Source organism: Winogradskyella sp. PE311, from assembly GCF_046545555.1.
In the GTDB taxonomy this organism is placed as follows: domain Bacteria; phylum Bacteroidota; class Bacteroidia; order Flavobacteriales; family Flavobacteriaceae; genus Winogradskyella.
This window is the reverse complement of sequence record NZ_JBHZTH010000005.1, coordinates 67787-88734: the sequence shown is the minus strand read 5'-3', so window position 1 is coordinate 88734 and position 20948 is coordinate 67787. Positions and strand designations below refer to the sequence as shown.

Sequence of the window (20948 nt, the reverse complement as noted above, 5' to 3'; positions counted from 1 at the left end):
AGGCTAGGATGGGATTTCTCAACTGGTCAATTCCCGAAACAAGCTTTCTAAACTTGTGTTTTTCTGATTAAGTTGAAGAATTTTTAACTCATTATCATGCGCAAAATCGAATACATGCGAACGCATATCATCTTTTGTAGAAAAGGTAATCTCATATATAAAGTCGTGCGTGTTTTTCACAGTTTTAACCTTAGGAAGTTTAAGTAAAAAAGCATCTTCAACACGATAGTCAAATTCTACAATTACAATTTGTTCTTGGCCTTCTCTTAAATCTTTTAAGTATTTGTCTGCAACTACTTTTCCTTTGTTAATTATTATAACACGATCGCACATAGCTTCAACCTCTTGCATTATGTGAGTAGATAGGAATACTGTTTTTTTCTTCCCAATAGTTTTAATGAGGTTTCTTATGTCTACTAATTGGTTTGGGTCCAAACCAGTGGTCGGCTCATCTAAAATTAAAACATCAGGATTGTGTAATAGTGCATTTGCTAAGCCTACACGTTGTCTATAGCCTTTAGAAAGTTGTCCTATTTTTTTATGAGCCTCTGGTCTTAATCCAGTAAGGTCTATAATTTCTTCAATTCTAGATTTCGGAGTTTTATACACATTGGCATTAAAATTTAAATACTCTTTTACATATAAATCGGTATAAAGCGGATTGTGTTCAGGTAAATAACCAACACTGCATTGTACATTTTTTTTGTCTGAGCTTACATCAAAATTATTAACACTAGCTGATCCTTCAGAAGCTGCAATGTAAGTTGTTAAAATCTTCATCATAGTCGATTTACCAGCTCCATTTGGTCCTAAAAAACCAACAATTTCTGCGTCATTTACTTTAAAAGAAACATCATTAAGTGCTTTTTGATCTTTGTAGAGTTTCGTTATGTTTTTAACCTCAATGGACATATTGTATAATATTTAATCAAAAATAAGTAATAATTAATATTGCATCGCGATTATTGCTAATTCTTTAAAACTTATAGAACATCAATAAAAAATTAATTTAACAATTTTGATTTGTAAAAATATTGGTTACATTAGCCGTATAATTATAATAATGAATATATCTAGAACATATTTTAACTGGTTTTATTTCTTTTTTAGCTAAAAGAACGAGACTTAGTATGTTTTAATTAAAATATAAAATGAAAAAGTCTCGATTTTTAATCGAGACTTTTTTTGTTATGACAAAGCCAATAGCAATACAAGGAATCAAAGGGTCGTTTCATCACGAGGTCGCACAGCGCTACTTTAGTGATAAAGCAGAAGTAGTAGAATGTATGTCATTTGATAGGACGGTAGACCATCTATTAAGAGGTGATACAGATTATATTGTAATGGCTTTAGAGAATTCTATAGCAGGTTCTATAATACCAAATTATGCGCTTATAGACAACCATAATCTTAGTGTTGTTGGGGAGCATTATTTAGATATTCAGCATAACTTATTAGCACTAAATGGGCAAGCAATTTCAGATATAAAGGAAGTGCATTCTCATCCTATGGCGCTATTACAATGCAAAGTGTTTTTTAAAAATTATCCTCATATTAAGTTGGTAGAAGCAAAAGACACAGCAGATGTTGCTAAGCAGATTTCTGAGCAAAATATTAAGGGTACCGCAGCAATTGCAAGTAAAAATGCTGCTCAGTTGTATGATTTGAGCGTCTTAGCTGCAAGTATTCAAACCATAAAGCATAACGAAACGCGTTTTGTTATTGTGCAGCGCAATAATAAAAATATTGAGCGCAAAAGAATTAATAAAGCATCCTTAAAATTTGAGTTAGACCATAAGCGTGGTAGCTTAGCTACAATACTCAATGTAATGAGCGATTGTAAACTAAACCTAACAAAGATTCAATCGTTGCCAAAAATTGAAAGTCCGTGGAAGTATGCATTTTTTGTGGATGTTACTTTTGAAGATTATAAAGATTATGAAAAAGCGACTTCCATTATGAAATTAATGGCTGAGAATTTTAAAGTTTTGGGTGAATATAAAAATGCGAGATTATGATAGAAGTTGCTAACCGTTTAAAAGAAGTCGAAGAATATTACTTTTCTAAGAAGTTAAGAGAAGTTGCGTTTTTAAAGTCTCAAGGTAAGCCAATAATAAATCTTGGCATTGGTAGTCCAGATCTTTTGCCTCCATCAAATGCAACAGTGGCCTTAAAGGGTAGTTTAGAGGATGAAGGTGCAAATAAGTATCAGAGCTACCAAGGTTTGCCTCAACTAAGGGAGGCGGTCACAGACTTTTATAAAACGCGTTATAAAGTTCATATTAGTGCACAAACTGAAGTATTACCATTAATGGGGAGTAAAGAAGGAATTATGCATATTTCTATGGCTTTTCTTAATCCAGGTGATGAGGTTTTGGTACCTAATCCTGGTTACCCAACATATGCTGCTGTCACTAAGCTTCTAGAAGCAAATTCAATTTTATACGATTTAAAGGAAGATAATAATTGGCTGCCAGATTTTATTGCCTTAGAACGCATGGATTTGAGCAAAGTGAAAATAATGTGGATTAATTATCCACATATGCCTACAGGAACTAATGCACCAAACAAATTTTATGATGAAGTTATAGCATTTGGTAAAAGGCACAATATTCTTATTGTAAATGATAATCCTTATAGCTTTGTACTTAATAAAAAGCCAATAAGTATAATGCGTTATAACCATGCTAAAGATGTTTGCTTAGAATTAAATTCATTAAGTAAAACATTTAATATGGCAGGTTGGCGTGTAGGTATGCTGGTAGGCAATTATGATTATATCAATGCGGTTTTAAAAGTGAAAAGTAACATGGATTCTGGGATGTTTTACGGAATTCAAAAAGGAGCTATAGAGGCCTTGAGATGTTCAGACATGTGGTATGTAAGTTTAAATAGTGTTTACGAACAAAGAAGAGAACTAATCTGGAAGTTAGCAGATTGTCTTAATTGCACATACGATAAAGATGCGACAGGTTTATTTGTTTGGGCAAAATTGCCAGCAAAAATGAAATCTGAAGCCTTTACAGATTTAGTGCTAAAAGAGCATTCTATTTTCTTAGCACCAGGAACCGTATTTGGAAGTAATGGAGAGGGATATGTTAGGTTTTCATTATGTGCTTCAGAAGAGATAATAAGAGAAGCAATAGAAAGAGTTAAGTAAGGATGAATAATATTTTTATAATAGGTGTAGGGCTAATTGGCGGAAGTTTTGCTTTAGATATAAAGAAGCAAAATTCGTCTGCTATTATTTATGGTATTGATAAAAATAAATCTCATTTAGATGAAGCTCTAGCATTGGGTGTTATTGATGAGAAAGCAAGTTTTAAAGAATTAGAAAAAGCTGATGTAGTCATTGTAGCGATACCTGTTGATGCCACTTTAAAAGTTTTACCTGAGGTTTTAGATAAGATTTCAGAAAACGCTATTGTATTCGATGCAGGCTCTACTAAAGAAGATATATGTGCTGTAGTAAAAAAGCATCCAAAACGAAGAAATTATTTGGCTGTACATCCTATTGCTGGTACAGAACATTCAGGGCCAAGCGCAGCTATTCATGGTTTATATAGGAATAAAACAAACATAATTTGTGAGGTGGAAGAAACTGCATTCAAACTTCAAGAAAAAGCATTAAAATTATTTTCTCAATTGGGTATGCGTATTCGGTATATGAATCCGAAAGCACACGATAAGCATATAGCTTATGTCTCACATTTATCACATATTAGCGCATTTATGTTAGGCAAAACCGTCATTGAAAAAGAAAAAAATGAGCGCGATATTTTTGATATGGCTGGCAGTGGATTTGAAAGTACAGTGCGTTTAGCAAAAAGCTCACCTGCCATGTGGACACCGATTTTTGAACAAAATAAAACTAACGTTATAGAAACCTTAGATGAGTACATCAATAATCTTAAGCATTTTAAAAAGCTCATGGAAGATGGTGATTTTGACGCAGTCTACAACGAGATGAGAACAACAAATCATATAAAAGATATATTAAACGGAATACAATAAAATAAATCACAAAAAAATTAAAAACTATACTCCTATGTAATGTCAGGTTAAGCAAAGTCTAAACCTGTTTATAAGCGGAATTAAAATTTACAAAAGACTAATAACAAAAAATGGAAAACACAAAAGAAATGAGAACATGGTTGGATGATATGAAATTAGATCATCCACTAGTAATAGCAGGACCATGTAGCGCAGAGACGGAAGAGCAAGTATTAAGAATAGCGCACGAGCTGAAAGATACAGATGTAAATTACTACAGAGCTGGTATTTGGAAGCCAAGAACACGACCTGGAAATTTTGAAGGAGTTGGTGCTTTGGGTTTAAAGTGGTTACAGAAAGTAAAGGCAGAAACAGGTATGAAGACTTGTACTGAAGTGGCAAATAGAAACCATGTAGAGTTAGCACTAGAGTATGATGTAGATTTGTTATGGATTGGAGCACGTTCTACAGTGAGTCCATTTATAATGCAAGAATTGGCTGATGCTTTAAAAGGTACTGATAAAATTGTATTGGTAAAAAATCCTGTAAATCCAGATTTGGCATTATGGTTAGGAGGTATCGAACGTTTATATACAGCAGGGATTAAAAATTTAGGAGCCATCCACAGAGGGTTTTCTACTTACGAAAAGACGAAATATAGAAATATACCAGAATGGCAATTAGCTATTGAGTTTCAAAATAAATTTCCGGATTTGCCATTAATCAATGATCCATCTCACATTACAGGAAAACGCGATATGGTTTTTGATGTATCTCAAACCGCTTTAGACCTTAATTTCGATGGTTTAATGATAGAAACGCATTTCGATCCAGATAATGCATGGAGTGATGCTGCTCAGCAAGTAACACCAGAGACTTTAATTCAGATGATGAAAGATTTGAAAATTAGAAAAGAATCTGATCCTGAAGCAGAGTATAATACAGAACTTAATAACTTAAGAGCTCAGATTGATGTAGTAGATAACCAAATCATTGACCTTTTAGGTAAGCGTATGAAAGTAGCTGATGGTATTGGGACACTTAAAAAGCAAAAGAATGTTGCTGTATTACAAAGTAAACGTTGGAACGAGATTTTAGGTAAAATGGTATTAGAAGGTGAAGAAAGAGGACTAAGTGAAGAATTTATTTTACGCATGTTTAAAGCGATTCACCAAGAATCGATTAATCATCAAAATAAAATAATTAGTCATTAGAAATAGAAATTACTAAAAAAGGCTCGCAATTTGCGAGCCTTTTTCTATTCTGTAATTAGGTTTTAAAGATTTCTCTTAAATGTATATCTCGTAATAAAGATTCCTTTTCCATCTCCTTTTCCACCAACACTTTCAACTCCAGTATTTATAAAAGCTAAATCCCAACCCTCTGCAATCATTGAATTAACTTTAGACGTCATGATAGCATCATTAGCTGCAATATTTTGAAAACGAATACCTCCTAAATTATAGAAATTTAATAGTTTAGTTTCTTCGTAGTCCTTAATGCGTATGTCGCCTCTTTTAGATTTATTTTTTTCATCTTTATCCTTTTCACCAGATCTTGTAGTTGTGTACTCTTTATAATCTTTAACCTCATTTGCAGATATCATACGAGATCTACCAAGTCCATTAGGTACAACAGACTCAATAACGGTTACTACTTTATACTCAACTTGTGCAACAGATTTTCTATCATTAGAATCGTCTTTGTTAATAAAAGAAAATGAAACTAGACCAACAGCAATAGCTGCAATAAATAAGATTTTTTTTTTCATGATAATTGTTTTAAGTTTTATGTCATTAAAGTAAAGACTTTTTTAGTTAAAAATTGTTACTTTGTTATGACTAATTTTTATGAATGACAGGAACAGTATATAAATCTACAGGCAGTTGGTACACTGTTAAAACACTGAATGGTAAATTCTACGAATGCAGAATTAAAGGTAAGTTTAGATTAGAAGGCATAAAAAGTACAAATCCAATCGCTGTTGGTGATCGTGTAGAGTTTGAATTAGAGACTAAGAATAATACTGAAACAGGAGTTATTCATCGTATTGATGAACGTAAAAACTACATTGTTAGAAAGTCGGTTAATCTTTCTAAACAAACGCATATTATTGCTTCTAATATAGACCAAGTATTTCTGCTAGTAACTATAGATAATCCACCAACATTTACAACATTTATAGATCGATTTTTAGTTACCGCAGAAGCTTATTCTATTAAGACTATTCTTCTATTTAATAAGATAGATGCTTACGCTGAAGAAACGCTGTTAGAAGTGAAATATTTAGCGAGTATCTATAGAGAAATAGGTTATGAATGTATTGGGATTTCAGCAAAAACAGGTGAAAGTATAGATAAGGTAAAAGCATTGATGTTAAATAAGGTAAGTATGTTTGCCGGCCACTCTGGTGTTGGTAAATCTACTTTGGTAAATGCTATAGAGCCTTCACTAGAATTAAAAACGAAGGAGATTTCAGAACAGCACATGCAAGGCCAACATACCACTACTTTTGCAGAGATGTTCGATTTAAGTTTTAATGCTAAAATTATAGATACACCAGGAATTAAGGGTTTTGGAGTTGTAAATATGGAGCGCGAAGAAGTAGGAGATTATTTCCCTGAATTTTTTGCTTTAAAACAAGATTGTAAGTTTAATAATTGTTTACACCTCAAAGAGCCAAAGTGTGCTGTAAAAGAGGCTTTAGACAATAACGGGCTATCCTATTCTAGGTATAGAAGTTATATTCAAATTTTAGAGGGTGAAGATGAACACTATAGAACTGATAATTGGGATAACGAATGAGAGTAGTAATACAAAGAGTTTCTGAAGCTTCAGTAGTCATAGATAATAGAGAAGTCGCATCCATAGAAAAGGGATTACTTGTGTTATTAGGAATAGTCAATGAAGATGCTCAAGATGATATCGATTGGTTATGCAAAAAAATAATAAACCTCAGAATTTTCCCTGACGAAAATAAGGTGATGAATACATCATTATTAAATGCTGGCGGAGATATAATTCTGGTCAGTCAATTTACACTTCACGCAAGTACTAAAAAAGGAAATCGCCCGAGTTATATAAAAGCTGCTAAGTCAGATATTGCTATTCCGCTTTATGAAAAGTTTATAAGTCAACTTGAAACTGAATTGGGTAAGTCAATTCAAACAGGAGAATTTGGGGCGGACATGAAGGTCCAATTAATTAACGACGGACCAGTTACCATAATTATTGATTCTAAAAATAAAGAATAAAATGAATATTAAAAATGCACAAAAAGATGTAGATAATTGGATTAAAGAGCATGGAGTACGTTACTTTAATGAGTTAACTAATATGGCTCAACTGACAGAAGAAGTTGGAGAAGTTGCAAGAATAATAGCCAGACGTTATGGGGAACAAAGTGAAAAGGAAAGCGATAAAGGGAAAGATCTTGGTGAAGAATTAGCCGATGTTATGTTTGTGGTATTATGTTTGGCAAATCAAACGGGAATTGATTTGCAAGATGCATTTGATAAAAAAATGACTAAAAAAGCAAAACGCGACCACGATAGACATCATAATAACGAGAAATTAAAGTAATTTTATTCCCGTTAAAACGGGATATTTTTTTATATGGATTTACAAATTTTAAAATCATCAATAGATAAGGTTCAATCAGAGATTCATATAACTGGGTCTAAGAGCGAATCTAACCGATTATTACTGTTAAAGGCGCTATATCCTGGGATTGTTATAGAAAACTTGTCTAATTCTGATGATTCAGTTTTAATGCAAAAGGCGTTAGAGTCTCAAGATAATATAGTAGATATTCATCATGCTGGTACTGCGATGCGATTTTTAACTGCTTATTTTGCTATGCAAGAAAATCGTGAGGTAATTTTAACAGGTTCTTCTAGAATGAAAGAGCGCCCAATTAAAATATTAGTAGACGCTTTAAGAAGTTTGGGCGCTAAAATAGATTATGTTGAAAACGAAGGCTTTCCTCCACTGAAAATTACAGGTAAAAAACTTAAGAAATCACAAGTAAATTTAAAAGCTAACGTCAGCAGCCAGTATATTTCTGCATTGTTATTAGTTGCTTCTAAGTTAGAGAATGGTTTAGAGATAAATTTAGAAGGAAAAATTACATCAGTCCCATATATAAACATGACGCTGAGTTTATTAAAAGAAGTTGGTGTTAAAACACGATTTATTGGTAACACTATAAAGGTAGAACCAAATACTTCAATCTTAAAATCGAAAACATTGACTGTTGAGTCAGACTGGTCATCAGTTTCTTATTTTTACAGCGTCATTGCTTTATGTGCAATAGGAACCGAGCTCATATTAAGTTCGTATAAAAAGAATTCGTTACAAGGAGATTCGGTATTAGCAGAACTTTATGGAGATTTCGGTGTACAGACCACGTTTTACCAAAATTCAATAACACTTAAGAAAACATCACAAATCAATCTCGAAACTAAAATAGAGTTTGATTTGAGTGATGCGCCAGATATAGCTCAAACCATTGCTGTTACTGCTTTTGGTTTGGGTTTAGAATGCTACTTAATAGGACTGCATACATTAAAGATTAAAGAGACAGATCGATTAGTAGCATTAAAAATAGAACTGGAGAAGCTGGGCGCTGAAGTTATAATAACAGAAGCAACTTTACATTTAAAGAAATCGAAACTTATTAATCCTAACATATCAATAGCGACTTATAAGGACCATAGAATGGCAATGGCATTTGCACCATTGGGCTTTAAAACATCATTACTTATTCAAAATGCAGATGTTGTGAGTAAATCTTACCCTCAGTTTTGGGAAGATTTTAAAGCAATAGGATTTAAATTAAAATAAAAGGCTATTTACTTGACAAGGCCTATGTTGAGATTGTATATTTGCGACTTGTAAAAAAATAAAATATATAGATGAAATTATCACACTTTAGTTTTGACCTTCCAGAAGAATTATTAGCAGAACATCCAGCAGAGCATAGAGATGAATCTAGATTGATGGTACTTGATAGAGAAAAACAAACTATTGAACACAAGCAATTTAAAGACATTATAGATTATTTTCAGGAAGATGATGTGATGATTCTTAATAACACTAAAGTATTTCCAGCTAGATTATTTGGGAATAAAGAAAAAACTGGTGCAAGAATAGAGGTTTTTTTACTAAGAGAACTTAATCAAGATCAGCGCCTATGGGATGTATTAGTAGATCCAGCTCGTAAAATAAGAATAGGGAATAAACTATACTTTGGAGAGGATGAGACTCTAGTGGCTGAGGTTATAGATAACACAACATCAAGAGGTCGTACATTACGTTTTCTTTATGATGGCTCTTACACGGATTTTAGACGTAAATTAACTGATCTTGGAGAAACACCACTACCAAAATATATTAAAAGAGATGTAGAACCAGAAGACGAAGATCGTTACCAAACTATTTTTGCTAAAAATGAAGGGGCAGTTGCCGCACCAACAGCTGGTTTGCATTTTTCTAAGCATTTATTAAAACGTTTAGAAATTAAAGGTGTTGAAATGGCTGAGGTAACTTTACATGTCGGTTTAGGGACATTTAACCCAGTTGAGGTTGAAGATTTATCTAAACACAAAATGGATAGTGAAGAGATTGTAATTACAGAACAAGCAGCTGCAATTGTAAATAAAGGTTTAGAAAACAAAAGACGTATATGTGCGGTAGGTACAACTTCAATGCGAACTATTGAGAGTTCTGTATCATCAAATGGAAGATTAAATGATTATGATGGATGGACAAATAAATTTATTTTTCCGCCATATGACTTTAGTATAGCTAACTGCATGATTACAAATTTTCATACTCCAAAATCAACTTTATTAATGATGGTATCCGCTTTTGCGGGCCATGACTTTATGAAAAAAGCATATGAAGAAGCTGTTAAAGAGAAATATAAATTCTACTCTTACGGGGACGCAATGCTAATCATATAATTTTAAATTGAATACTTAAAAAATAGCCTCTTCATTGAGGCTTTTTTTATGGATAGATTATACCAACTCAATTAAGTACTTTTGTATTAAATGGAATTGAAAAAGAAAGACATACGCGCTTTAACAAAAGAGCAACTTAGAGAATTCTTTGTAAAACAAGGGGATAAAGCTTTTAGGGGTAATCAAGTATACGAATGGTTGTGGCAAAAATCGGCTCATAGTTTTGAGGACATGACGAATGTTTCTTTAGAAACGCGTCAGATGCTTCAAGATAATTTTGTGATTAATCATATTAAAGTCGATCAGATGCAACGAAGTTCTGATGGAACTATTAAAAATGCAGTGCGTTTACATGATGATTTAATTGTAGAATCTGTCTTAATTCCTACAACCACTCGTACCACAGCTTGTGTGTCATCGCAAGTTGGATGCAGTTTAGATTGTAAATTTTGTGCCACTGCAAGATTGAAACGTATGCGTAACCTTAATCCAGATGAGATTTACGATCAGGTGGTTGCCATAGATAATGAAAGTAGACTATATCATAACAGACCATTAAGTAATATTGTGTTTATGGGTATGGGAGAGCCACTTATGAATTATAATAACGTACTTAAAGCCATTGATAAAATAACCTCTCCAGAAGGCTTAGGTATGTCTCCAAAGCGCATTGTGGTGTCAACATCGGGTGTGCCCAAGATGATTAAGAAGATGGCAGATGATGAAGTGAAATTTAAACTTGCCGTCTCGTTACATTCTGCGATAGATGACGTTCGTACATCTATTATGCCATTTAATGCAACATTTCCTTTAGAAAATTTGCGAGAAGCATTGCAGTATTGGTATGCAAAAACAAAGAATAGAATTACTTATGAGTATGTTGTCTGGGACGGTATTAATGATAAAAGAAAAGATGTAGATGCATTAGTGGAATTCTGCAAATTTGCTCCAAGTAAGGTAAACATTATTGAATATAATCCAATCGATGATGGTGAATTTCAGCAAGCACATTCAAAAGCTATAGATATGTATGTTAGTGTGCTCGAAGCAAATAATATCACAGTAACTGTTAGGCGAAGTAGAGGGAAAGATATTGATGCTGCTTGTGGACAATTAGCAAATAAAAGTTAGAATAAAAAAAGCGGCTAAAAGCCGCTTTTTTTATTCTAACATAAATAGTAATTAATTTTTAACGAATTTTATTGATTTAACGTTTCCATTAGCAAATACTTTCGCTATATAAACACCATCATTTAATTCTGCTACATCAATTGACGCGCTGTTATTTGTTAATGTTTTAGATATGACGTTCTGCCCTAATAGAGAATAAATCTCAATATTAGACATGGCAATATTAGATGATTCTACATATAGTTTTTTTGATATTTTACTATAATTATGAGTAAAAGAGTTTTGTGAAAATTGATCTATTGATAACTCTTCATCATTAATTCTTACGTTATCAATAAAACCATCACCTGCAAAATTATCATGAACAAATCTTATTCCTGTAAAATCAAGATCACTTAAATTTACGGATTGAGCAATTTGTACATCATCTAAAAAATAAGTAATATTAGAACCTGTAATTTCGGCTCTTACATTATACCATGTATTCACATTCCATGTTGCGGCATCTATAAAAGCGTCGCCTGCAGCATTCACAACTCTTACGTTTCCTTGAAAATTAAAATCAATAAAAAACACAAAAAAGGAGTCTCCCATTGCATCAAGACCTGTAACACCAAATCTAAAATCAGAGCTATTAGCATCTTGTTGATTGATAAAAATATCATAAGATACAACAGCAGTTGTATAATCTACTGGTGCAGCCAGATCATAAAATCCACCAATAATTGGACCTCCAGTTTGTCCACCAAATGCAGGGTCTACTGATGTTTTTAAAGAAAATGTTCCGTTAGTAGCTTGCTCATCAGAGATGTTTTGATTCACGACATTGCAACCAGCTCCACATCCGGTTGTTACCCAACCGCTTTGGGCATTAATATCACCTAAAGCAAAGCCTTCACCAGCTTCAAAAGATATTGTTTGTTGAGGGAAGATATACATACTTATTGCTAAGAACGTAATCAATAAAGTAATTTTTTTCATGTTTTTAGTATTTAGATTAATCGAATTAAAGTTACTAATAATAGTGTTTTGTTTATGTTAAATATTGATAATTACGTTTTTAAGAATATAAAGTCGTTATAATTCGTAATTTTGCAATTCTGTACTACATAAATGAAGATAACCGAACAAATAAAACAACCTATAGCCTACGAAATGGAGCTTTTTGAGCAAAAGTTTCAACTCTCAATGGCAAGTAAGGTCGCACTTCTAAATAGAATAACGCATTATATAGTTAATCGTAAAGGAAAACAGATGCGGCCAATGTTTGTTTTTTTAGTTGCAAAAATGATGAATAATGGTGAGGTTAGTGAGCGCACTTACAGAGGTGCTTCGGTTATAGAGTTAATTCATACAGCAACCTTAGTACACGATGATGTTGTTGATGATAGTAACAGAAGAAGAGGTTTCTTTTCTATCAATGCACTTTGGAAAAATAAAATAGCCGTTCTCATTGGTGATTATTTGTTGTCTAAAGGTTTATTACTTTCTATAGATAATAATGATTTTGACTTGCTTAAGATTATTTCAGTAGCCGTGCGAGAAATGAGTGAAGGAGAGTTACTACAGATTGAAAAAGCGAGACAACTCGATATTACTGAAGATATATACTATGATATTATCCGCCAAAAAACAGCGACCTTAATTGCAGCTTGCTGTAGCTTGGGAGCAGCCTCAGTAAAACCAAATTCAACAGATGTTGAAACAATGCGCAAGTTTGGTGAGCTTATAGGCATGGCATTTCAAATTAAGGATGATCTATTTGATTATGGCAATGAAGCTATTGGTAAGCCAACAGGAATTGATATTAAGGAACAAAAAATGACCCTTCCTCTTATTTATGTATTAAATAATACATCGAAGAAAGAAAAATCATGGCTTATTAATTCTGTTAAGAATTATAATAAAGATAAGAAACGCGTAAAAGAAGTTATCTCTTTTGTAAAAACTAATGGAGGATTGGATTATGCCGTATCAAAAATGAAAGCATTTCAAGAAGAAGCTCTTAATCTTTTAAAAAAATATCCCGAATCGCCATACAAATCTTCACTTAAGTTAATGGTTGATTATGTAATTGACAGAAAAAAATAATTTATAAAACACTAAAAAACAGTCTTTTGTAAATTATTTGTAATATTTTTTATTCTTCAGGCAACCCTTGGAAACAATATAGCGTCTTTATAAATAGAAGCGCAATTGTAAAAAAAGAAATGAAAGTTATACAACTTCATAAAAACGAAACTAAACTTATACAAAGAGCAGCGAACAATAATCGTGAGGCGCAACATGTATTGTATGAATTGCATGCGCCAAAAATGTTGAGTGTATGCAGATATTACATTAAGGATGTGTACCAGGCTGAAGAGGTAATGTTGAATGGCTTTTTTAAAGTTTTTAAATACTTAAAATCATTCAAAAATAAAGGAAGTTTTGAAGGTTGGATAAGACGAATTATGGTAAGAGAGGCCATATCATTTTTAAGACAGAAAAAGAATATAGAATTTGCAACAGAAGATGAATATCTAGAACACGATTATTCAAATAATATTAAAACAAATATTGAAGTGGCTGAAATACAGCAACTCATAGATAGTTTACCAGAAGGTTATAGAATGGTGTTTGTTATGTATGCAATAGAAGGCTATAAACATAATGAAATAGGCGAGTTATTAAAAATATCTGAAGGTACTTCAAAGTCGCAACTGTTTAAAGCGAGGCAGATGCTTCAAAAGAAATTTAAAGAATTAAATAAGAGCAATTATGGCACCAATTAAATTCGAAGAAAAATTAAAAGATAAACTCGAAAAACGTAGCTTATCACCATCAAGCGATGGTTGGATGAAATTATCTGAGCGTTTAGATGCAGAAGAAAAAAAGTCTAAAAACCCATGGTTTTGGTGGATAGGTATTGCTGCTGGCGTTATAATTATGTTGGGTATAGCTGTGCAGAGTTTTAGTGATAAAGATGTACAGTCTGACACCCAGAAATTGGTAGAAGAGGAAATAATAGAAAATAAAATTTATGATAAAGTGCCAACTATTAAAAAAACTGAAACTATAGAGTTAGCTGTTGAAGATGAGCAAATTAAAGTTGAGGAACGAAGAGGTAATGGTAAAAAACAGCCCCAAATCATTAAGAATAAAGTAGTAACATCTAAAGTTGTAGAAGAAGCAATACAATTAACAGATAATACTAAAAGGGAAGAGGTTAAGAGGACCGAAACAAAAAATGATATTACTAATGAGCAACAAAATTTAATACAGGAGTCTGTCATTAAAACAGAAGCTGTAACAGCTGCTCTTAAAGAATTTAAAACTGAAAATAGAATGGTCACTGACAAAGAGGTAGATTCTTTATTAAAGCTGGCTAGTAAAGAGCTTTTTAAAAGTAAATTACAAAGAGAGACTTCTAAAACAGTTGATGCCAACACATTGTTATTAAGTGTAGAGGATGAAATGGGGCAATCTTTTAGAAGCAAAGTTTTCGATGCCCTTAGAGATAGTTTTGAGACGGTGAAAACCGCAGTTGCAGAACGCAATAATTAAGAGAGATAGTTAATCTTAGAATGAATGATGTTTAGTCATTTTAAAAATCTAGAATCAAATTAAGTAAATATAAATCATCAAAAAACAAACAGTTATGAACACAATTACAAGATTAGTAGTATATGCTATTGTAGCATTAAGTATTAATGCAATACAAGGACAGAATAAAGAGGTAGACTCTCTTAGAAAAATTGATGTAGACAAAAAAATCATTTCGCTAGAAACTGATAGAGATAAGATTATAGATGAGGAGAAGGATATACTGAAGCATAAAATATTTTTAATAAATAAGCGGTTAGATGAAAAACAAATTACAGCCGAAACGGCAGAAAATCTTAAAAAGGAAGCTGCAAAAACTGCTGCACTTAATATCGATATCAGAACAGAGATTATTAATGGAAAAATAGCATTATTACAAAGAAATGGATATGATGCTTATCAATATATGAGGGATGACGATGACTCAGCAACTTTGATAATTGGATCAAAAGGTGTACATATAGATTTTGGTAGTGATCGCAAAGAAAACAAAAAGCCAAAATTTGACAGAAGAACTTTTGGTGAGAATGTCTCTGCAATAGGATTTAACAACACATTAATAGATGGACAAAGTATAAATGACTCACCATATAAGTTAGGCGGTTCAGGTTTTCTAGAATGGGGCTACACGTTAAATACAAGGATTTTTAAAACTACTAATTTTTGGAGATTAAAATATGGTTTCTCTGTACAATGGAATAAGTTAGATATTAAGGATAATCAATTTTTCGTCAACACAGATGGTGATGTTGCTTTAGAGGAGTTTCCATTCGAGTATAATAAAGCTAAATTTAGAACCACTAACCTAGTAGTCCCATTGCACTTTGAATTTGGACCGTCTAAAAAGATTGAAAAAGAGAATTATTTCCGTTATTCTAAAATTAGACAAGTAAAAATAGGCCTAGGAGGTTATGCAGGTGTTAACTTAGGTAGTATGCAAAAAGTTAAGTACAAAGAAGATGGAAATCGAATTAAAAACAAACAACGTGGTGGTTTCGAGGTAAGTCCTTTCGTTTATGGTCTTAGCGGTTATGTAGGAATAGGTGAAGTAGCTTTATATGTTAAATATGATTTAAACCCATTGTTTAAGAATCAGTCCATAGAACAGAATAATATTTCTTTTGGTATCCGATTTGATACTTTATAAAGTGATTAATTTTTGAGTGTTAAAAGCCTTAATCTATAATTTGGATTGAGGCTTTTTATTTACTTTATTTCTTACACGATAAAGTAAAGTTAATTTAGAGTATTAATTTTTAATACAAATAGTTTACCTTAAATTTACAAACATGGCATTCTTGCATCGTTAGGAATCCACGAAAATTCTAGAAATATTAATAAATATAGATTCCCGCTTTCGCAGGAAAAAAAGAAAAATTGATTTCACAAAACACCATAGCACAAGTATTTGAAACCGCTCGCGTTGAGGAGGTGATTGGTGATTTTGTTCAACTAAAAAAATCGGGTAGTAGCTTTAAAGGTCTAAGCCCTTTTAGTGAAGAGCGAACACCAAGTTTTATGGTATCTCCAGTAAAACAAATTTGGAAAGATTTTTCAACAGGTAAGGGTGGTAATGCTGTCAGTTTTTTAATGGAACATGAGCATTTTACCTATCCTGAAGCGATTAAATATTTAGCTAAAAAGTATAATATTGAAATAGAGGAAACTGAGCGAACGGATGAAGAAAAGGCGCAAGCAGATACAAGAGAAAGTTTGTATTTAGTGAGCGAATATGCAAATTCTTATTTTCAAAAAATACTACATAATACAGACCAAGGAATGGCTATTGGTCTAAGCTATTTTAAAGAAAGAGGATTTTCTGAGGAGACCATTAAGAAGTTTCAACTTGGTTACTCACTAGACGAGTGGCAAGCTTTTACAGATGATGCATTAGGGAAAGGGTATAATATTGATTTTCTTGCTCAAACAGGCTTAACTATTGTAAAAGGAGATAAACGCTTCGATCGATTTAAAGGTAGAGTAATGTTCCCTATTCATAGTATGAGTGGGCGAATTTTGGGTTATGGAGGACGTATTCTAACAAATGATAAGAAAGCGGCAAAATATCTTAATTCACCAGAGAGTGAGATTTATCATAAGAGTAAAGTGCTTTACGGATTGTACTATGCAAAACAAAGTATAGCGAAGGAAGATAATTGTTACTTGGTAGAAGGTTATACGGATGTAATTCAATTACATCAAACGGGTTTGAAGAATGTTGTGTCATCATCTGGTACAGCATTAACACCAGATCAAATAAGATTAGTTAATAGACTTACTAATAATATTACGGTACTTTTCGATGGTGATGCCGCAGGTATTAGAGCTTCTATTCGTGGTATAGATTTAATTTTAGAGCAAGGTATGAATGTTAAGGTTTGTACTTTTCCAGATGGTGAAGATCCAGACAGTTTTGCTAAATCAAATACTTTAGAAGAAGTAACAACTTATCTTAATAATAACTCAAAAGATTTTATTCAATTTAAAGCGTCACTTTTAGTTAAAGAAGCAAATAATGATCCTATTAAGAAAGCAGAGACTATTAGAGAAATTGTAAATAGTATTGCTAAAATACCAGATTCTATAAAACGTGAAGTTTACATACAAGAGTGCGCTCGAATTATGGATATCAGTGAAAATGTACTATTTAGTACGTTGGCACAAATTAATAAAAAGGATATTCAAGACGCTAATAAAAAACTGAAGCAAGAACAAAAAGCTTTTGAAGTAGTTAAGAATATTGAACAACCTAAGCAAAAAATCGATATTCAGTACGAATTGGAGCGAAAAATTATTGAAATTTTGATGCTTTATGGTGACAAAACTGAGGAATTTGAGGATTTAATTTTGAAAGAAGATGAAGCTTCAGGTGAACTTCTTTTAGAACCAACAAAGCATGAAGCTCGAGTTTTTGAAAAAATATATCTAGATCTTCAGGAAGATGAAATGATGTTTACAAATGAAAAATTTAGAGCGCTTTATTATTCAATAATTGATAAGTTAAACCAAGATGAAAATTTTTCAACTAAAGATTTTATTAATCAATTAGATCAAGAATCAGCGAGTGAAGTAACGAGTATTTTAATGGAAGACGAGAAATACAATTTACACGATTGGGAGCGTAACCAAATCATTCCTAAAGAAAAAGAGCATGCTATAGCTCAATTAGTCAGTCAAACGATACTGAGTTTGCGCTGTTACCTAATTGATCAAAAAGTTGCAGAATACAAAGATGAAACACTTAAAGAAAATGTCGACACCAGATCTATAATTGAAGATGTTAAGGACTACGTTGGTCTAAAAATGCTTTTATCGCGTAAACTAGGTAAAGTGATAGGTGGTTAATTAGGTCAAATTATGATGCTTAGCCTGGTGAATTAAATCTACGATATTAGTCACATTTAGCTTCTTAAATAGTCGCGCTTTGTAAGTACTAACTGTTTTCTCATTAATATCTAATTCTTCAGCAATTTCTTTGTTTTTCCTGCCTATAGAAAGGAGTTTTAAAACTTCTACTTCTCGAGTAGAGAGTTTTTTAAACAAACGACTTCTACTTTTACGAGTGTCTTCATAGCGCAAATGTTTATCCATTTTTTCGCTTAGAGATATTTCTCCATTATGAATTTTTCTGATAGCAGCCTCTAGGGTGTCTACGTCGGCAGTTTTATTAAGGTAACCAGAAGCACCTGCTTTAAGAGTACTAATTGCATAGATCTCTTCGGGCTGATGACTAAACATTAAAACATTTACTTCTGTATTTTCCTTTTTAATCGCTCTTAATGCTGTAATACCATTAAGTTCTGGTAAATCAACTTCAGATATAATAACGTCAACTTTGTGACGCCTTACAAATTCGAAAATTTCTATACCGCTATTTAATTTACCGACAACATTAAAGTCAGGTTTATTATTTAAAAATAATTCTAATCCAGTTCTTACAATAGGATGACTGTCAACAATCAAAATTCGTATCATGACAATTGCTTTTTGGTTATGTTAGGCTTATAACTGAGTTAGCTTATGCAAATAAGGAGTTCGTTGAACAAAAATAACTAAAAATCAAACAGTCAGTGCTATTTTTTCGATAAACTACAATAATTATCTTAAAATTTTAGGAATTTCACAAATAGGTATAGGTATCATCTTGTGTTTGTTTGATGAATTGTACCTCATAAATATTTCAAAAGCATCACGTTTTCGGCCTTTAAAGTCCTCAATAGATTTACCTTCATCTAACATTTGCATAGCCCATTCTAGTTCTGGGTAGGTTGCTCCAATTTGATCTTCATCACTACGCGCATCACCAAATAAGCCATCACTTGGCGCAGCTTTTATAATAGATTTGGGAACTTCTAAATAGTTTCCAATTTCATAAACTTCAGATTTTAAGAGATCGGCAATAGGACTTAAATCAACACCACCATCACCATATTTGGTGTAAAAACCAACACCAAAGTCTTCTACCTTATTTCCAGTTCCTGCAACTAATAGTCCCAATAAACCAGCGTGGTAATAAAGTGTAGTCATTCTTAATCTTGCCCTTGTATTGGCCAATGCCATATCAACGGTATCTTGTTTTCCTTCTAAACTTACTTCAGTTTTAAATTCTTCAAAAACAGGTGTAAGGTCTACGCGCGTATCTCTAACATTAGGAAATCGCTTTTTTAACTGTGTAATATGTTCTTGAGCCCTTGTTACATGACTTGCAGCTTGGTGTATTGGCATCTCTATACATAAAAGTTCTAGCCCAGTTTTGGCACAAAGTGTAGAGGTGACAGCAGAATCTATTCCGCCAGAAATACCAATAACAAAACCATTAACTCCAGCTTTTGTAGCATAATCTTTTAACCAATTTACGATATGGTTGACAACCTTTTCTGTTTGCATAATATTTAAAATTTAAAACAAAGAAGTGTACCTTTGTACAACAAAAATAAAGGAATCGTGTTAGGATTAAAAATGTTTTGTAAAATGCCGATAAGAATTCACATATTATTAGTATTCGGTCTGTTTTTTGTGTCTTGTGATAATGATTCTAAGATAGAGACTGAAATTTCTAAAATTGACAGCAACTTTATTGTTGAACGCTTTGATAAAGCATTCTTAGACGCTGAGCCAAAAGACTTGCCAAAACTTAAAGCGGCTTTTCCATTTTTGTTCTCTAAACATGTGCCAGATTCTATTTGGGTTAATAGGGTTAAAGATAGTTTACAAAACGAGTTACTTAATGAGGTCCAAAAGACTTTTCTTGATTTTAGTGAAACTAAAGAAGGTTTGCGTGGCTTATTTAAGCATTTAAAGTATTATGATAAAACTTTTAGTATGCCTAGAGTAATTACACTAACAAATGATGTCGATTACAGAAATAAAAACATTGTGACGGATTCCTTAGTATTGATAGCTTTAGATAATTATTTGGGTAGTGCGCATATGTTCTATCAAAACATTCCGAAGTACTTGAGTGCTAATATGCGAAAAAGTCAAATTATATCTGATGTTGCCGAAGGATATGCAAAGAAATATGTATTTCAAACTGAACGTAAGAGGCTAATTGATGAAATGATATATTTTGGGAAATTACTTTATTTTAAAGATGTAATGATTCCGTTTGAGTCTGATTCTGAAAAAATTGGCTACACAGAAACACAATTAAAATGGGCAGAAGCTAATGAAGTACCAATTTGGAGTTATTTTATTGAAAAAGAATTTTTATATAGCACAGACAATAAACTTCCAAATCGTTTTATAGCTGATGCGCCTTTTTCTAAATTTTATTTAGAATTTGATAACGAATCCCCAGGGAGACTTGGCCAATATATTGGCTGGCAAATTGTAAAAGCTTACGCCAAGAATACGGATGAAGATGTAATGACTATTTTACACAAAGAACCACAAGAAATTTTTAAAAAATCTAAATTTAAACCAAAGAAATAATGGCTAAAACCATAAAGTCTAAGATAGAATTGAATGTTGAGCTCGATGAAAATCGTGTGCCTGAAAAGTTAACCTGGTCTGCGCAAGACGGAGGTGTTGATAATGAAGAAGCTAAAGCTGTAATGCTATCGGTTTGGGATAGTAATGCTCAAGAAACTTTAAAAATAGATTTATGGACCAAGGATATGCCTGTAGACGAAATGAAACTATTTTTTCATCAAACTTTAGTCACTATGAGCGACACATTTATGCGTGCAACTCAAGATGAAAAAATGACTGCTACCATGAAAGACTTTTGCGATTACTTCGCTGATAAGTTAGAATTAAAGAAATAGTATT

General features: G+C 32.4%; 22 protein-coding genes. 17 read left to right on the top strand and 5 right to left on the bottom strand.

The genetic code is table 11. The features are described 5' to 3' along the window. Positions 1-18: 18 nt before the first annotated feature. On the bottom strand, positions 19-912 hold the full coding sequence (gldA, locus tag ACFWU4_RS14375; RefSeq protein WP_411129094.1) for a gliding motility-associated ABC transporter ATP-binding subunit GldA: 894 nt from the start codon (positions 910-912) through the stop codon (positions 19-21). A gap of 278 nt (positions 913-1190) precedes the next feature. On the opposite strand from gldA, the gene ACFWU4_RS14370 reads away from it, so the two are divergent. The 4 genes from ACFWU4_RS14370 to ACFWU4_RS14355 all read left to right on the top strand — a co-directional run bounded on the left by ACFWU4_RS14370 (position 1191) and on the right by ACFWU4_RS14355 (position 5207). Continuing rightward, positions 1191-2018 carry a prephenate dehydratase gene (locus ACFWU4_RS14370; RefSeq protein WP_411129341.1) on the top strand — a complete coding sequence of 276 codons (828 nt, stop codon included), beginning with the start codon at positions 1191-1193 and terminating at the stop codon, positions 2016-2018. Then, complete coding sequence (locus ACFWU4_RS14365; protein ID WP_411129092.1) at positions 2015-3160, top strand: pyridoxal phosphate-dependent aminotransferase; 1146 nt, start codon at positions 2015-2017, stop codon at positions 3158-3160. Before ACFWU4_RS14370 ends, ACFWU4_RS14365 begins: the two co-directional genes overlap by 4 nt. A 2-nt stretch (positions 3161-3162) precedes the next feature. Further along, the gene (locus tag ACFWU4_RS14360; RefSeq protein WP_411129090.1) at positions 3163-4014 is read left to right on the top strand and encodes a prephenate dehydrogenase; all 852 of its coding nucleotides are present in this window, start codon (positions 3163-3165) and stop codon (positions 4012-4014) included. 110 nt (positions 4015-4124) lie between these two features. Then, positions 4125-5207: a chorismate mutase gene (locus ACFWU4_RS14355; protein ID WP_411129088.1), complete on the top strand. Its 1083-nt coding sequence runs from the start codon at positions 4125-4127 to the stop codon at positions 5205-5207. Between the two features lie 62 nt (positions 5208-5269). On the opposite strand, the gene ACFWU4_RS14350 is transcribed toward ACFWU4_RS14355, so the two are convergent. Next, positions 5270-5764 carry a hypothetical protein gene (locus tag ACFWU4_RS14350; protein ID WP_411129086.1) on the bottom strand — a complete coding sequence of 165 codons (495 nt, stop codon included), beginning with the start codon at positions 5762-5764 and terminating at the stop codon, positions 5270-5272. Positions 5765-5847: 83 nt separating this feature from the next. On the opposite strand from ACFWU4_RS14350, the gene rsgA reads away from it, so the two are divergent. The 6 genes from rsgA (at position 5848) to rlmN (ending at position 11090) form a co-directional block, all read left to right on the top strand. Beyond that, positions 5848-6798 carry a ribosome small subunit-dependent GTPase A gene (rsgA, locus tag ACFWU4_RS14345; RefSeq protein ID WP_411129084.1) on the top strand — a complete coding sequence of 317 codons (951 nt, stop codon included), beginning with the start codon at positions 5848-5850 and terminating at the stop codon, positions 6796-6798. Next, a complete protein-coding gene (dtd, locus tag ACFWU4_RS14340) occupies positions 6795-7247 on the top strand; it encodes a D-aminoacyl-tRNA deacylase (RefSeq protein ID WP_411129082.1) in 453 nt (150 codons plus the stop codon). The genes rsgA and dtd overlap by 4 nt, the downstream gene beginning before the upstream one ends. Before the next feature lies 1 nt (position 7248). Beyond that, positions 7249-7575 carry a nucleotide pyrophosphohydrolase gene (locus ACFWU4_RS14335; RefSeq protein WP_411129080.1) on the top strand — a complete coding sequence of 109 codons (327 nt, stop codon included), beginning with the start codon at positions 7249-7251 and terminating at the stop codon, positions 7573-7575. A 33-nt stretch (positions 7576-7608) separates the two neighbouring features. Beyond that, entirely contained in the window at positions 7609-8838 is a 1230-nt protein-coding gene (locus tag ACFWU4_RS14330) for a 3-phosphoshikimate 1-carboxyvinyltransferase (RefSeq protein WP_411129078.1), read from the top strand. Positions 8839-8909: 71 nt separating this feature from the next. Then, entirely contained in the window at positions 8910-9959 is a 1050-nt protein-coding gene (gene queA / locus ACFWU4_RS14325) for a tRNA preQ1(34) S-adenosylmethionine ribosyltransferase-isomerase QueA (protein WP_411129076.1), read from the top strand. Positions 9960-10049: 90 nt separating this feature from the next. Further along, the gene (gene rlmN, locus ACFWU4_RS14320) at positions 10050-11090 is read left to right on the top strand and encodes a 23S rRNA (adenine(2503)-C(2))-methyltransferase RlmN (RefSeq protein ID WP_411129074.1); all 1041 of its coding nucleotides are present in this window, start codon (positions 10050-10052) and stop codon (positions 11088-11090) included. A gap of 51 nt (positions 11091-11141) precedes the next feature. Here rlmN and ACFWU4_RS14315 read toward each other — a convergent pair whose 3' ends face one another. Continuing rightward, on the bottom strand, positions 11142-12071 hold the full coding sequence (locus tag ACFWU4_RS14315; RefSeq protein ID WP_411129072.1) for a T9SS type A sorting domain-containing protein: 930 nt from the start codon (positions 12069-12071) through the stop codon (positions 11142-11144). A gap of 132 nt (positions 12072-12203) precedes the next feature. Here ACFWU4_RS14315 and ACFWU4_RS14310 point away from each other — a divergent pair, with 132 nt between their 5' ends. The 5 genes from ACFWU4_RS14310 (at position 12204) to dnaG (ending at position 18020) form a co-directional block, all read left to right on the top strand. Then, a complete protein-coding gene (locus ACFWU4_RS14310) occupies positions 12204-13181 on the top strand; it encodes a polyprenyl synthetase family protein (RefSeq protein WP_411129070.1) in 978 nt (325 codons plus the stop codon). A gap of 119 nt (positions 13182-13300) precedes the next feature. Further along, positions 13301-13864 carry an RNA polymerase sigma factor gene (locus ACFWU4_RS14305; protein ID WP_411129068.1) on the top strand — a complete coding sequence of 188 codons (564 nt, stop codon included), beginning with the start codon at positions 13301-13303 and terminating at the stop codon, positions 13862-13864. Further along, a complete protein-coding gene (locus ACFWU4_RS14300) occupies positions 13851-14636 on the top strand; it encodes a hypothetical protein (protein WP_411129066.1) in 786 nt (261 codons plus the stop codon). The genes ACFWU4_RS14305 and ACFWU4_RS14300 overlap by 14 nt, the downstream gene beginning before the upstream one ends. A gap of 94 nt (positions 14637-14730) precedes the next feature. After that, entirely contained in the window at positions 14731-15822 is a 1092-nt protein-coding gene (locus tag ACFWU4_RS14295; protein WP_411129064.1) for a hypothetical protein, read from the top strand. A gap of 230 nt (positions 15823-16052) precedes the next feature. Then, a complete protein-coding gene (dnaG, locus tag ACFWU4_RS14290; protein ID WP_411129062.1) occupies positions 16053-18020 on the top strand; it encodes a DNA primase in 1968 nt (655 codons plus the stop codon). On the opposite strand, the gene ACFWU4_RS14285 is transcribed toward dnaG, so the two are convergent. Further along, positions 18021-18650: a response regulator gene (locus ACFWU4_RS14285; RefSeq protein ID WP_411129060.1), complete on the bottom strand. Its 630-nt coding sequence runs from the start codon at positions 18648-18650 to the stop codon at positions 18021-18023. Between the two features lie 123 nt (positions 18651-18773). Further along, positions 18774-19562: an NAD(+) synthase gene (gene nadE, locus ACFWU4_RS14280; protein WP_411129058.1), complete on the bottom strand. Its 789-nt coding sequence runs from the start codon at positions 19560-19562 to the stop codon at positions 18774-18776. An 84-nt stretch (positions 19563-19646) separates the two neighbouring features. Here nadE and gldB point away from each other — a divergent pair, with 84 nt between their 5' ends. Both gldB and gldC read left to right on the top strand, forming a co-directional pair. Then, the gene (gene gldB, locus ACFWU4_RS14275) at positions 19647-20609 is read left to right on the top strand and encodes a gliding motility lipoprotein GldB (protein WP_411129056.1); all 963 of its coding nucleotides are present in this window, start codon (positions 19647-19649) and stop codon (positions 20607-20609) included. Next, complete coding sequence (gldC, locus tag ACFWU4_RS14270) at positions 20609-20944, top strand: gliding motility protein GldC (RefSeq protein ID WP_411129054.1); 336 nt, start codon at positions 20609-20611, stop codon at positions 20942-20944. The genes gldB and gldC overlap by 1 nt, the downstream gene beginning before the upstream one ends. Positions 20945-20948: the final 4 nt, after the last annotated feature.